Here is a 13,966-nt window from a genome sequence, read left to right as displayed (position 1 = left end):
CAACTTAAGAACATAGCAGGTGATACCTATTAAAGAGGCACACTCACTAATAAGCTAACCTGCCCACTGCAGACTATCGGCATACTGACCCCATCGGCGGGAAGTCGGCTTGAGATATCGGGCAGGGTTACCCGAAGATAAAGGTCCAGAATAAAACGATTTACCGTTATACCCGCCAAATCCTCTGCACGTTGCCATTGCCCAGGCTCAAAACGGTGTTGGCGCCCGCCCTCACTCTGCAACGTGGCAACCTGACGCCCTCCGCTTTCCACCTCATAGCGATATCCTTGGTTGATCGCCGTCGCCGTAAACGGCGGGCGCTGTATCGGAGAAAGACTCGCACACTGATACTGATCGTGTACGACCTCCAGCAATAGCGGTTGACTGTTTTGCTCGCTAATCGCCCGTAAGGCAATCCCCATCGCCTCAAAGCGCTGACGCTGCGAGTCATAGGCGATTTGCTGAAACAGCGGGGTTTGGCTGATCACCTGCAGCGGTAACACAATATGGCTGCCCATATCGATAAGCGCGCTCAGCTGTAAAGTCTCTTCCAATCGCTGACCGTTATGACTCAGTACAAAAGCCTGTGCCGAGCTCAATAGCAACCCGAGACTTAGTCCTATTCCCAGTCCTACTCGACGTTTATTCACTTTTGCACTCCACGATGGGTAATTGATCTGCCGGTAACTGCATCGCTGAAGAGAGCGAGGTACATGAGCGCCCTTCAGACAACAGGTGAATTGCCCCGTTAGGTTGTAGCTGCAGCATAAACAGACCGTTCTGTATCCGCTGAACGCCAATACACCCTGGACCGTCGCACTGCAATTGCTCTACTGGACTGCCTTGTCGTCTAACGCGGATCGCCTGATTGCGTACCGGTAGGAGCGTACGTGTGGTGTCAACTAAACGCCCTGGGAGTAAATCAATCTGCTGCTGATAGCGTAACTGGTGATTATCAAAGACATAGCCACTGCCAATCAGGCGCTCATCTAGCTGATAGCGGCTATATGCCGGCAGGGCGATGATTCCCCCCTCTCCTTCGGTGTAATAACGAGTGAGTCCGGTGGTTTGCTCTTTCAACGCCACAGATACGACTCCTTTCTCCTGTGCCGGTAGGCGCAGAAAAGCTCGCTGACTCAGCTCATCCGGACGGTGAAAGGAGATCCCATCTGCAGCGATTAATTGACTGGACTGCACATCAAGGCTACCAGCGCCGCCTGGCTGATCGCTGGCCAGGTAAACCTGTGCCCGAACATCTGCCTTACCCCGATATTGTGCGCCGGCCGAGAAGGTTGTCTGCGCGCTGCTATCGGAAAATTGCTGGCCGCCCTGAAGATTAACAAGCCAATTTTCAGCCAAGCTTTGGTTATAGTTCACGGTATTTTGACTGCGCCAGCGCCCTCCATTTTGTTGCGAGTAGTAGCTGCTGGCTTGCAGGCTGCCTATCGGTACCGATATCCCCAACGTGGCGCTCCAGAGATCACGTTGAGAGTAGCTTAGGCTGGAAGTGAGGTTAATATTCCATGGTAATCGACTAAACAATGAGAATGTATAGTATTGAGTCTGTTGAGATTGCTCGCGAAAAAATTGATAACCGAGCTGCAATGTATGATCTTGATGTAAGGCAACGTTATAGTTAACCAGTAGATTCTCACGGTTTGTTGACGTGCCAAGAAGGTTATCCAGGTAGTCGGGGATTGGATTGGGCCGCAGCACATCATCGGGCTCGACAGTGATAGACAATGGGCGTTCGGCGCGGCGCTCGCGTTGACGATAACGTTCGCGGGTATATTGCAACGAGAGTCGGTAGAATGTAGCGACTGCATCACTCTTCGTATACCCCTGACTCCCCAAGGTTTGCAGTAATGATAACGTGATGCTGTTGCTACGAATATCGGTCCCTACCGTCCCCAAAAACTCACGATCGGCATAGCCGGCTAATCCAGACAAACTGGCGATAGCGCCGATGGGGAGCGTAAGGCCGAATTCGCCCATCCAAGCGTTACCGTAATAGGCATGATCATCCAGACGCCCGGCAGTAAGATGAGTACTAACCCCCTCAAGCGTCGGACCATCGTTAACCAAAAGCAGGGGTTGGTCAGAAAACAGCTCATCATTTAGCCCCTTAATGACAACCCGTACTTGATAAATGCCACTCGGCAAGCTCTGATAGGCGAGATCCCCCATACCCGCATTAACGCCGCGACGCAGTAACAGTTTATCGTCACGCCAGACCTCCAAGACACCCGGTAAGGGGGCGTAATAGGTATAATGGCGATCGTTATGGCTCCGCACCTGCATCTCTGCAGAGTTACCAAGCAGAAGAGCGGTCATTTGAGTATTTTTGAACAAGCTACGTTGCGCGGAGGGGTTAAAGTCATAGCTGCTATCAACGGCGCCTAGCTGAGCCTTAAACTACTGGTGTTGAAAAACGTAATTTAATGCATTGATGCCATATGTCTGTTCGGTAACATAGGCATCATATTTTAAAAAGCCGCCGGGTAATCCCCATAAGCCATAATCACGGGCATAAATGCTATCTCCCTGATTTGCATAGCGATTAGCAAAGAGGCTAGTATAGTTAACTAGGATTTTTTTCTCCGTACGCCCTTGCAGATATTCAACATGACGCGTTTCAGGTGCAAACCAGCTGGGGGTAAAGAAGAGACGGACTTGGCGTGCGTAATAATCAATAACGACGGCCATTCCATCAGTGTTGATGATACAAGTCGCCCGACTTCCCTTACAACGGCTATCATGTGATACCCCTTCGGCAAACTGTTGAGCCACGTAGCTTGCCTGTTTTTGACTCAACCCAGCACGGTATAAAAATGCTGTTACCGCGCCGACATCCTCAATACGGACACTGTCTAAAGCAAGCTCACCCTCAAAGCGATCCTCATCCAATTGTGGAATAACGAGGGTGATCGCCATGGGCGTAGGGGTAAGAATTTTACTATAACGCGAGCTCGCCAAAGGGATGCCGGAGGCTAATGACATCCCATGTGTCATAGCCAGTGTCGCATTATTCCGCGCCAGAGTTTGCATAGAGGCGGAGGTTGAGTGATTACTGGTTAACGTATCTGTAGGGGAAGAGGACGCCGCCCATGCAGCACCGTCGAGCAAACAGATAACCGGTAATATTTTTATTACGTTAATATGGATACTCGTCATGGTCGTATTGGTATTCAATCCTTGTGACACATCTGTGATCTGTTATCTGTATTAAAAAATTACCGTAATTCGGTTATCTAACAGAACGGAGAGAGATCTCTTTTTTATATTGATTGCTGAGATCAAAAAACATCACTTTCCCCGTATTCAGATCCGCCCCCATAGGGACATTAATCTGCTTTTCATTTCCGGGGAGTAAGATGGCTTCGCTATAGCATCCCTCACTTGCTGTACTTTTATCGCTATCTGGACAAACATCCAACGTCAGGCGTAAAACCTTATTCGTTGGGTTATTGAAATGAATACGCTTGTCGCTGATCCAGGCCTGGGGTTCCCCAGCGAGAGGTTGGGTGCCGGGGATGAGATACCACGACTTATAGCCAATGGTGATGGCGACATTGCTGTTTGCGCCCTGCTCTTGTTGACGTAAACTGTCAGGGATAAAGCTAACACCAATAATACGATCGAGGGGGGTGGTTTGTGCTGTACGGATAACTGAAACACGCACCTCACCACTAGCATCAATAACGATATCCATGGGGTCAATATAAATAGGCCATGATAAAAAATCGTCAGTAGACAGCGCTATTTCTTGATAGACGCCTTTATTTGTTCGCTGAAGTTCCGTGAGTGAAACAGATAAATAAACTGACTCAGCGTCTGGGTTTTTTAGTACAAAATAGCGACTGTTTTCACTGTCAACTTTGAATAGTGAGTCAACAGTAAAAGCATAGGCATGATTGAATATTAATAAAAAAGGTATAATCCATTTATACATTAAGAATACTCTATGAACAATGGTAAATATCCGGCGATATAATTACCACCGGATCGCATTAAACAGTAGAATAGAATCTAAGAATTAAATTGTAGATGGTAAGGTTGAAGTTATATCAACCCCGAAGACGACTGGCGTCGTAAAGCTGACACTGCTGCCGGCATCGTAAGCATCCTGGGTTGCTTTAGCATACAGACCAAGACTGATAGGACGATCATTACCCGAGCCAGTAACAGTAACAGCATCAGAGCTACCTACTTTAAGTGCCTGACCATTGATGGTAATCAATACCTTATTATTCTCTGGTGCAGTGGATGTTTCTTGTAAATCCAGTTGGCGGCTTCCTTTAAAACCAGTGGCTACGGGTGCAGAAGCCAAATAAGCAGTGATACCATTAATAGAGCCAGTATTCGATTTAATATTAAAGGTTACCGGTGAGGAGGTGTTTAAATTCACGTTATTATCAGCATCGACTGAGGTAGAGAGCGTCTGAGGAGTCGATACATAATCATTTCCTAGGGCATCAACAAATTTCCAGTCGCCGGAAAGCACTCGGGCAGGGATAGTCCCCTGCCAGGTAAAGGTCAGCTGACCGTTAGTTACATCTGCGGAGGCATACAAAGGGGCAACCAGTAGCGCAGCTAAAGCTAATTTTTTCGCGAAAGACATCTTGTCTACTCCATACTTAAGCATTTTAATGATATAATTAATATTGATACTAATTATTGATAAGCCTTCAACATCTAGTCTAGGGCTTCACAAGGCTAAGTTAGGTAGGCGTTTTTATATTTATACTAAAGCAAAGGATTAAGGATCATCAACTGGCGTAACGACAACACAGCTTTCGCGCGGCTCCACCACTCTCTGGCTGGAACGGAAAGTCATTAAGGCGAGGAAGGTTAGTCTTCCTCTTCGGCGACATCCGCATATGGATTGCCCCATTCCATCAGTCAGACCGTAGACCCTCCGAAAACTCGCTCCGCTTCTGGCCAGTTAACTTCATCTTGCGTCCTGTACCCGGGGCGAGCTCATAAAAAGGCAGAGAGCCGATTACTGATTACTTGCTCCAATGCATTTTACATACGTATATCTGAAGTCTATACATTTAACTAAATGAATTCGCGAGTACCAATAGGCCCCATTGGTCGATTATATCCGCCCAATATCACAGACATCTGTTGCCAGACCACTATAAATAAAAAGCCCATGTAAACATGGGATTATATATTTTCATCTTTTGGCGCTAGAGAATGCCTAGCGTTAAATCATTCCCACTCGATTATCAATTAAATCAAAATCAATACATATAACAGTTAGTTAGAAAATTGATCTTTCTCGATACCACAATCTATACCATGCGGAGATTTTTTTATTTTTCTGCTCATCGACGTTTATACAGCTATGCTGAGAAGATTCTCGCATAACATGCATTTGATATTTAATTTAACATATAAAAATCAGTATATTACATAAAATCATGCACAACCTCCATTTGAACTACTAAGCAGATTGTAGTCAGCTATGCGGACACATTTTACCGACCATGACACCTCTTGTATTTCATGCCACTGCCACATGGACAAGGTACATTACGGCCAATTTTTAAGCTCTTGCGACTAGGGGAGATTTGTTTTCCCCGGTCTAGATTGACTGTACGTACAGGGTTAGCCATTCTCACCGCGTCTTCATAATAAATGTGGACGTTTTCTGCCGTTTGCTCCGTCGGTATGTAAATTTTGAAAGACCGCGCTTGGACATAAGTACCATCGGCACTGACTTCAGCCACAACGCCAATGACGTTAGTAGCCTTGGCGCTCAACGCAACTGCGCTGGCCTTAGTCCAGTCAATTGGATGGCCATACCGTTGAAGCCAAACGAAGAGCGGTACACCGTCCCCGCCCAGAACAAAGTAACGAACGGGATGCTGAATCAGTGTTTTTCGAAGGTCGAACAGCATCTTGGCCAGATTATTCCGGCCTTCCTCTCCTAGGTCACGGATATGACTCTCTGCTGAAAGCCAGCCGCTAGCTCGGGTACTATCGAGTGCTCCAAGCAGCTTCAGCACCTCCTCTGGGAACTCCTGCCTTGGGAACGGTCTGCTTTCCCACTCTTCACCCTCGAAGCTTCTGTCAACGATGTCACTCATGCCATCCCAGACAAGCATGTTCGCTTTCCCTTCCTTCAGCTGCTCGACAATATCCTGATCGAAACAATTCTTCTTAAGATAAGCACCCAAGTGATCGAACTCGTCGAAGAGATGAGCTCCACGTATCCCAGCCACAGCTTGCCGCACTTCCATGTAGTGCATGAACTCGCCAGGCGTGGGTAGGAGAGCACTGTTGCAAAGTTAACGATGAGGCAGCCTTTTGTCTGATTGAAAGATCTTACATTTCAAAAACTCTGCTTACCAGACGCATTTCGCCCAAGGGATCACCATAATAAAATGCTGAGGCCTGGCCTTTGCGTAGTGCACGCATCACCTCAATACCTTTGATTGTGGCGTAAGCCGTCTTCATTGATTTAAATCCCAGCGTGGCGCCGATTATCCTTTTCAGTTTGCCATGATCACATTCAATGACGTTATTCCGGTACTTAATCTGTCGGTGCTCAATGTCAGACGGACATCGACCTTCACGTTTGAGCAGGGCTAGCGCACGGCCATAGGTGGGCGCTTTATCCGTGTTTATGAATCGCGGGATCTGCCACTTCTTCACGTTGTTTAATATTTTTCCTAGAAACCGGTATGCAGCTTTGCTGTTACGGCGGGAGGAGAGATAAAAATCGACAGTGCGGCCCCTGTTGTCGACGGCCCGGTACAGATACGCCCAGCGGCCATTGACCTTCACGTAGGTTTCATCCATGTGCCATGGGCAAAGCTCGGAAGGGTTATGCCAGTACCAACGCAGACGTTTTTCCATTTCAGGCGCATAACGCTGAACCCAGCGATAAATAGTGGAGTGATCGACATTCACACCACGTTCGGCCAGCATTTCCTGCAGCTCACGGTAACTGATACCGTATTTGCAGTACCAGCGTACCGCCCACAGAATGATGTCACGCTGAAAATGCCGGCCTTTGAATGGGTTCATGTGCAGCTTCGTCAGCAAAAAGTTTATCACTACCGACTATTTGCAACAGTGCCACAGGAAGCACAAAAATACAGTAATCCACCAGTTATCGATCCTGTGCCGTTCTTCTATATATTTAACCGAATGGAAGATGGTATAGAAACGAAAGACTAATAGCCTGGTCAAAAACAGCCGGTATATTTACCGGCTGTTTTCCTCTTAGCGATACCCTGCCCCTTAGCTATATCGTCTCAGCTACATTTTTACAGGTCACTAACTCAATAAGAAGCCACACATTATTCGGATGAAGTATGTTTTATCCTTTCTTTAATAAGGAGTTCTTTGATTGACAGTCCCATAGAAGCACTTTCCCGAAATCTGTAGCGAGTAATTTCCGTACAAAGGAACTCAATAATAAAAAGTTGGGAAGCCCTGGTTGTGATTGAATCTCCTTGCAAAGGACCTTCCGTTCCACTGGTGAGTAGAATAGTGCTGGCCAACTCTGCAAGCGGAGAAGTAGTATTGTGGGTTATCGCCAGCCGATAAGCTAAAGCCTTTTGAGCCAACCGGAAAGCATTTACCACCTCCGGAGTTTCTCCCGAATGAGAAAACGCAAGTACAATATCGTCTTGTTTTAAATTGGCAAGCTTAAGTGTGATAGTAAACCGATCTATATAAGCCTCGGACTCGACCCCTAGACGATTCATCTTATCTCTGGCCTCAAGAGCTGATAAACCCGACGCGCCAAACCCGACAAAAATTACACGGCTTGCTTGTAGTAACCTTTCCACCACGGGTTTCACAACCTTCATATCTAATAGGCCAATGGTTTCTTTAAGGGTTGTATCAACAGTCAGCGCAATTTTATAGGCGACATCAATTCGTGAATCATTAAGGTAAATATCAGGGGATGAAGGTAATGATAAATCATTCTCAGCAAGCAGCTCCCTCTTTAAATCGCTTTTTAGGTTCAAAAGACCGCTATAACCAATTTTTTTACAAAAACGAACTATTGTTGCCTCGCTAAGGGCAATTTGCTCAGCAAGTTTCTTTACCGGCATTTGGGCAAATTGAGCCGGGTTTTGAAGAATAAACTCGGCTATTTGTCGGTCTGATTGCTTCAGACCATTAAGAATATTGCTAATATATATTCGTACATTTTCTTTATTTACGCCCATATAGCCCAGATCCTGTTGAAAAAATAGCCCTAGCCATTTTGCCAATTTTGACGCTATACGTCTATATCAAACCTGAGGGATACCTTAAACATACAGCTCTCGTCTGGTTCCAGCCAGCGAATACCCCGTTTGGTATCGACCTGGCCGGAAAAGTCCGGATCATCAGTCGTTCCCGCCAACGGTTCTACGCATAAAAAATCGACGTCAGGTACGTTCCATAAGGCGAGCCAGTCAAAATTTTTCGACTCCAGACGTAACACCGTTTTTCCCATCGGGTTGTTTACACATACGGTGCGGCAGGAGCCAAAATAGACAGCGCCGCGATGAAAGCACTCCGCTGTCAGCGGAAATGCCATGGTTCCCGGCTCAGGGTGCGGAATTGATAATGTGCGATCTTGTGTCGGCAGCGGACCAACAACCTGTTTTCCAGCGAAATTAACCTGCCAACCGGGCTGTGACGAAATAGGCAAGTTAAAACCAGGATGCCACCCCATAGAGTAGGCAAAAGGTATCGTATCTTCATTCTGGACTGTAAAGCAAAGTTGAACGCCTTGCTCATCCAGTTCCCAATAGCTATCCACCCGCCAACTCCACGGCCAGATAAGGCGTGTTTCTTCGCTGGCGCTCGCGGTGAGCGCCAGCTGTGTATCATGCTGATGAACACAGGAGAAAACCTGATCGCGCAAAAAACCGTGTGCAGGTAGTGTAAAAAAACGGTCATTCTGCCGCCATCCGTTATGGATAAGTCTGCCCACCACGGGAAAGAGACAGGTCGCAGAGTTGTTCCATACGCCTTGCCTGGGCTGCCAGATCCATTCTCTTTCCCGTTGTTTATCCCATACGCTGCAAAGCTCGCTGCCTTGCGCGCTAACCATCACCCTGAAACAGTTATTCTCAAGTATCCATTTTTGCATCTGGCTCGCCCTATTCGGTACGTAAAAGTAAACGAACCTGATACATCAGCGCCTTATGTCGGTCCCCGGAGAAAAACGTATCAATCAGTTTGAAAATATCCTGCTCAGTTATGACTTTCCCCTCAAAAAATAACGCTTCGATATCTGACAGTTTTTTCCCTTGTTCCCTGCTGGCCGCGGAAATAAATGATAGAGCCTCCTTAACCCCCGGATCGGTACAACGCAGTGAAGAATCCTGGAACCTGTATTGCTCATTTCTGCGTACGGCAAATGCCAGCTCACGCGAGCGCGAAATTGGTTCCAGCTCGAAACGTTGATATAGCTCATCCGGCGCATCATGCTCTTTCATTAACGAAACCATTGCCTGCATATAATAAAGCGTTTTATCTACATCGTTAAGAGCCCGCTTCTGGGCGGGATCGTTTTTCAGATCGAATAATTTATCACCGAAACGCCACGGATTAAGGTAGCTGAATGAAGCAGGAATTTTCATTACCTGGGCCCCTTGGGTAAAATTAAAGCCCGGATGGATAGTAATTTCGCGCAACTCGGAAAGTTTGAACGGACTGTCGATACGAGTCGGCATCAACGTATATTCATAAAGCGACCCCTTCCCTTTATCACGCGAGCAGCGCATATAAACATAATCACCATCAGTGATATTGATATGTCCACCAAAATAACCATAGAGAGCGTAATCACGGATCAACTCATTTTTCTCTATCGCCGGAAGTAAAGATCTACCGGTCATCGTTTTGGGCTGAGTGATATTGAAATAATCCAGCAAAGTAGCAGGAATATCAATGGTTTGAGCCAAAATATCTTTCCGTACACCCCGTACATCATTACGTGGATCACGAATAAAGAAAGGGGTATTAGCAATCTCGTTATAGACCGGCATAATATTTTTCCCCCACCACTGGTGCTCACCTAGTAAAAAACCGTGGTCGGTACAGACAATAAGTAAGGTATCCTCCCAGAGGTTTAATTCTTTCATTTTATCCATCACCTGACCAAGGTAGTCATCGCACATGGTGATCAAGGCTTGATAGAATTTCTTTGTTTTGTCATCCGCCGGTCCGCCGGGAGCATCACAATAATAAGGTACCCAACCGTTAAAATCTTCCTGCTTACAGTCGTACTGAGTCAGATACTTTTCCGGCACGAAAAAGGGTTCATGAGGGTCAAAGCATTCAATCTGCAGGAACCAGTTTTCCTGGTTCTGGTTCCGCTGAAGGAACTCCATGCCGGCACCAATGGTCCGGTGGGTATAGTGGTCTTCCTGTCTGGGCATCGCGGACCGATTAATCAAGTCCTGCGTCATTCTGACGGTTCTGCGGCAGCGGGTTTCCTCATCCTCTGCCCCTTGCCAGTTAACTTCGGGCTTTTCTACCTGCCCTATCCAGTTATCCCCCTCCTGACCACGGATAAATTCAAAAGTCGAGTATCGTGTATGGTAGGTGGCACCGCCGTCGCGCCAATAGTGTTTATGGTCTGTGACAAGATGGGAATGAATCCCAGCCTGATGTAATGCCTCCATGACTGAAAAATCAAACGGTTCCAGCGGGCCCCAGCTCCGGTGCATAAAATTGTAACGTCCGGTATGCAATTCCCGCCGCGCAGGCATGCATGGCATACTGCCGACATAAAAGTTATCAAACTGTACCGACTCCGCCGCCAGACGAGTAAAATTCGGCGTGATCGCCTCGCCCCCATAGGGTGCGAGATGATGGCGAGTCAGTGTGTCAAAAATCAACATAACGGCTTTCATAATTTATTCCTGCTTACAAACCAATAAATTCTTCAACTTCGTTCTTAATCAGCGTGACATGAGGTCCGTAGACCACCTGCACCCCTTCACCTTTTACAAAAGCGCCCTTGCTCCCCAACCGTTTAAAATCATCAACTTTCACATAGTTTGGATCTTTAACGATCACACGTAATCTGGTTGCACAGCAGTCGACATCGACGATATTATTTTTCCCTCCCAGCGCTTCCACGATGCCTGCAGCTCGTTGACCCTGTGTCGAAACACCGCTTTCCTCCGTCATCACAGCGTTAGTATCATCCTCACGCCCGGGCGTTTTTAACTGGCGCCATGAGATGAGGAAACGGAAGCTAAAGTAATACAAGCAGAACATGACGGCACCGAGCGGCAGCATTAGTAACCAGTTAGTTTTCGCGTTCCCCTGGAGCACGCCGAATAAGAGGAAATCAATTAATCCCCCGGAGAAAGTCTGGCCTACCGTTATTTGCAGAATATGTGTAAACATAAACGCTACGCCAGTAAGGACGATATGCACACCGAAAAGAAGTGGTGCACAAAACATGAAGGCAAACTCCAGAGGCTCAGTGATCCCCGTCACGAATGCCGTCAAAGCAGCGGACAACATCAGGCTGGCGACGCGTTTACGGTTTTCAGGGCGAGAAGATTGATAAATGGCGAGCGCGGCGCCTGGTAATCCGAACATGAAGTCGGCGAATCTTCCGGCCATAAAACGGGAAACGCCAATGTAGTATTGGGTTACACTGGGATCAGCCAACTGCGCAAAGAATATTTTTTGCGTGCCCTGCACAAGATGACCATTTACCATCACCTCTCCTCCGACACTTGTCAGCCAGAATGGCAGATAAAAGAGATGATGCAGTCCTAACGGGATAAGGCACTTCAGAATCATGCCGTAGAACAAAGTTCCGACGTAGCCAGTCCGTTCCACCAGCCCACCTAAATGAGTGATCCCGGCCTGGACCGGCGGCCACGCCCAGAATAACGCAGCACCCAGAAAAATAGCGAAAAAAGAAGTGACAATAGGTACAAATCGCGAGCCGCTAAAGAATGCCAGCATGTTCGGTAGCTCGGTTTTGCCAAAACGCTTTTGTACCCACCAGGCAAGCAGGCCGCTCATCACTCCGCCCATCACACCCGTTTGCAGAGTGGTAATACCCAGAACACTAGTTTGGCCTACCGCGTTCATATTTTCACTGGCCAGTTTGCCACTCAACAATAGCAGCACATTGATTGCTTTGTTCATAACGAGAAAGCTCAGAACCGCGGCTAGCCCTGCGGTTCCTTTATCGCTTCGCGCCATACCAACGGCAATCCCCACGGCAAACAAAAGTGCGAGGTTATCGAATACCACGCTGCCGCAGAGTTTCATTACGGTGAAAATCATCTGAACAATATGGTTGTCCAGAATGGGGTAAGTTTCGATCGTTACCGGATTGGTGAAAACGCCACCAAACCCTAGCAGCAGACCGGCAGCAGGTAAGATAGCAATGGGCAACATGAATGATTTGCCCAGATTTTGTGCCCCAGCGAACAGTTTACTCATAAAAACCTCTGGTATTAACCAAATGTAGTTTATATTTCACATACAAATTAAAGTCATGAAATCATTATTTCTACTGTTTATACGTAAAGTCAAAATTGGATGCTGCAAAAGTGATCAACATCACTATTACTGATGCAGAAATTGGTCCGGAGGTTATATGAATCGCCCTTTTCATTTGATGGCTAAACCCGTTAGCTATCAATGCAATATCGCCTGTGATTACTGCTTTTATTCTGCAAAAAAGGGATTAGTAAAGACATGTAAGGAACAAAGACATATGGACGATGCAACGCTGGAAGCCTACGTACGCCAGTACATTGAAGCTAACCCGATGTCCGAGATCGAGTTCACCTGGCAGGGGGGGAACCCACGCTGGCGGGAATAGAATTCTATAAGAAAGCGCTCATGCTGCAACAGAAGTATGCAAAAGGAAAAACGATCTCCAACAGCTTTCAGAGCAATGGGGTACTCATCGATGACGAATGGGCTTCTTTTTTTGCCCAGCACAAATTCCTCGTAGGTCTTTCTATCGATGGCCCGGAGTGGCTTCACGATCAGTACCGTAAATCAAACAGCAATAAATCGGTGTTTAATAAAGTCATCAAGGCGATGGATGCGCTTCAGCGCCACCGGGTTGAAGTTAACGTATTAACGGTCGTCAATAACATCACATCCAGTCACCCCATTGAAATATATAAATTTTTAACCCAAGAGCTGAAAGCCGAATTCATTCAGTTTATCCCGGCAGTGGAACAGCGTCCCGACGCTGAAAAGTTCGGAGAGCTTCTTTATCCACAAACATTATCCGGAGGGATGGTTACAGAGTGGTCCGTATCGGGAGGACAGTACGGTTATTTTATCAATACTATTTTTGACTATTGGGTGCGCCACGACGTTGGTCGCGTATTTATTCAGCTATTCGACAATGCTCTGGCCGCCTGGGCTGGTGAACAACCCTCGCTATGCGTTATGCGCTCATCCTGCGGCAAAGGGCTTGTTGTCGAGCAAAATGGAGACGTTTATAGCTGCGATCATTATGTCTATCCCTCGCACCGACTGGGTAACTTACACCATGATAATCTGGTCCAGATGGCGAACGGCAAACAGCAGCGCAAATTTGGACTGGCAAAAAATCAGCTGTCAGCCGAATGTGAGCGCTGTCAGTGGCGTTTTGCCTGCCAGGGAGGATGCCCAAAGCACCGTATCCACAAAACGAGCAGAGGCTGGCATAACCACCTATGTCCCGGATATAAGGCCATTTTCAGTCACATAGATCCCTATATGAGATTTATGGCATACCAGTTAAATCTACACCTTCCCCCTGCTAACGTCATGCATACTGCATCGGCCATTGCAGCGACCCAAACAACTTTAAGCAAGCAAGAGACTGAATGTTTTCCGCATAAAGCGTGACATACATCACTTTATGCTCACAACAGCGTTGACTCATATTATTATATGAAATATTTAATTCTCACTGAATTTAAATTTAGAAACAAAAATTACAAAAAACTTTTCTCAA

11 protein-coding genes and 1 pseudogene are annotated in these 13,966 nt (G+C 46.9%); 1 reads left to right on the top strand and 11 read right to left on the bottom strand.

What is annotated here, in order from left to right:
- Nucleotides 1-29: 29 nt before the first annotated feature.
- The 11 genes from QY76_RS06485 to QY76_RS06445 all read right to left on the bottom strand — a co-directional run bounded on the left by QY76_RS06485 (nucleotide 30) and on the right by QY76_RS06445 (nucleotide 12,444).
- The gene (locus QY76_RS06485; RefSeq protein WP_081854082.1) at nucleotides 30-650 is read right to left on the bottom strand and encodes a hypothetical protein; all 621 of its coding nucleotides are present in this window, start codon (nucleotides 648-650) and stop codon (nucleotides 30-32) included.
- Nucleotides 643-2,334, bottom strand: coding sequence for a TcfC E-set like domain-containing protein (locus QY76_RS06480; RefSeq protein WP_235439455.1), 1,692 nt, complete (start codon nucleotides 2,332-2,334; stop codon nucleotides 643-645). Before QY76_RS06480 ends, QY76_RS06485 begins: the two co-directional genes overlap by 8 nt.
- Nucleotides 2,335-2,415: 81 nt before the next feature.
- Nucleotides 2,416-3,192 (bottom strand): hypothetical protein, encoded by a 777-nt coding sequence (locus QY76_RS19200; RefSeq protein ID WP_235439454.1) that lies wholly within the window; start codon nucleotides 3,190-3,192, stop codon nucleotides 2,416-2,418.
- Between the two features lie 55 nt (nucleotides 3,193-3,247).
- The gene (locus QY76_RS06475; protein WP_034172584.1) at nucleotides 3,248-3,952 is read right to left on the bottom strand and encodes a hypothetical protein; all 705 of its coding nucleotides are present in this window, start codon (nucleotides 3,950-3,952) and stop codon (nucleotides 3,248-3,250) included.
- 84 nt (nucleotides 3,953-4,036) lie between these two features.
- A complete protein-coding gene (locus QY76_RS17740; protein WP_071844124.1) occupies nucleotides 4,037-4,621 on the bottom strand; it encodes a hypothetical protein in 585 nt (194 codons plus the stop codon).
- Between the two features lie 865 nt (nucleotides 4,622-5,486).
- Nucleotides 5,487-6,260 (bottom strand): SEC-C metal-binding domain-containing protein, encoded by a 774-nt coding sequence (locus QY76_RS19195; protein WP_045425654.1) that lies wholly within the window; start codon nucleotides 6,258-6,260, stop codon nucleotides 5,487-5,489.
- 76 nt (nucleotides 6,261-6,336) lie between these two features.
- Nucleotides 6,337-7,041 carry an IS6 family transposase gene (locus tag QY76_RS06465; protein WP_038631709.1) on the bottom strand — a complete coding sequence of 235 codons (705 nt, stop codon included), beginning with the start codon at nucleotides 7,039-7,041 and terminating at the stop codon, nucleotides 6,337-6,339.
- Between the two features lie 275 nt (nucleotides 7,042-7,316).
- Entirely contained in the window at nucleotides 7,317-8,198 is an 882-nt protein-coding gene (locus QY76_RS06460) for a MurR/RpiR family transcriptional regulator (protein WP_045425651.1), read from the bottom strand.
- 53 nt (nucleotides 8,199-8,251) lie between these two features.
- Entirely contained in the window at nucleotides 8,252-9,112 is an 861-nt protein-coding gene (locus QY76_RS06455) for a hypothetical protein (RefSeq protein ID WP_034165358.1), read from the bottom strand.
- Between the two features lie 10 nt (nucleotides 9,113-9,122).
- Nucleotides 9,123-10,883, bottom strand: a complete 1,761-nt coding sequence (locus QY76_RS06450) for a sulfatase (protein ID WP_045425648.1) — start codon at nucleotides 10,881-10,883, stop codon at nucleotides 9,123-9,125.
- Nucleotides 10,884-10,896: 13 nt separating this feature from the next.
- A complete protein-coding gene (locus QY76_RS06445; protein ID WP_049648771.1) occupies nucleotides 10,897-12,444 on the bottom strand; it encodes a PTS transporter subunit EIIC in 1,548 nt (515 codons plus the stop codon).
- Between the two features lie 157 nt (nucleotides 12,445-12,601).
- Here QY76_RS06445 and QY76_RS06440 point away from each other — a divergent pair.
- A pseudogene (locus tag QY76_RS06440) lies at nucleotides 12,602-13,857 on the top strand (anaerobic sulfatase maturase).
- Nucleotides 13,858-13,966: the final 109 nt, after the last annotated feature.

The sequence above is a fragment of the Edwardsiella sp. EA181011 genome (assembly GCF_000800725.1).
GTDB lineage: Bacteria > Pseudomonadota > Gammaproteobacteria > Enterobacterales > Enterobacteriaceae > Edwardsiella > Edwardsiella anguillarum.
Note: the sequence above shows the minus strand (reverse complement) of the source record. Positions and strands in the feature narration are given on the sequence as shown.

Excerpts from the sequence above, each read along its gene's own strand:
- QY76_RS06480 (WP_235439455.1), bottom strand. The coding sequence starts at position 2,334 with ATGACCGCTCTTCTGCTTGGTAACTCTGCAGAGATGCAGGTGCGGAGC.
- QY76_RS06475 (WP_034172584.1), bottom strand. The coding sequence starts at position 3,952 with ATGTATAAATGGATTATACCTTTTTTATTAATATTCAATCATGCCTAT.
- QY76_RS17740 (WP_071844124.1), bottom strand. The coding sequence starts at position 4,621 with ATGTCTTTCGCGAAAAAATTAGCTTTAGCTGCGCTACTGGTTGCCCCT.
- QY76_RS19195 (WP_045425654.1), bottom strand. The coding sequence starts at position 6,260 with ATGCACTACATGGAAGTGCGGCAAGCTGTGGCTGGGATACGTGGAGCT.
- QY76_RS06465 (WP_038631709.1), bottom strand. The coding sequence starts at position 7,041 with ATGAACCCATTCAAAGGCCGGCATTTTCAGCGTGACATCATTCTGTGG.
- QY76_RS06460 (WP_045425651.1), bottom strand. The coding sequence starts at position 8,198 with ATGGGCGTAAATAAAGAAAATGTACGAATATATATTAGCAATATTCTT.
- QY76_RS06455 (WP_034165358.1), bottom strand. The coding sequence starts at position 9,112 with ATGCAAAAATGGATACTTGAGAATAACTGTTTCAGGGTGATGGTTAGC.
- QY76_RS06450 (WP_045425648.1), bottom strand. The coding sequence starts at position 10,883 with ATGAAAGCCGTTATGTTGATTTTTGACACACTGACTCGCCATCATCTC.
- QY76_RS06445 (WP_049648771.1), bottom strand. The coding sequence starts at position 12,444 with ATGAGTAAACTGTTCGCTGGGGCACAAAATCTGGGCAAATCATTCATG.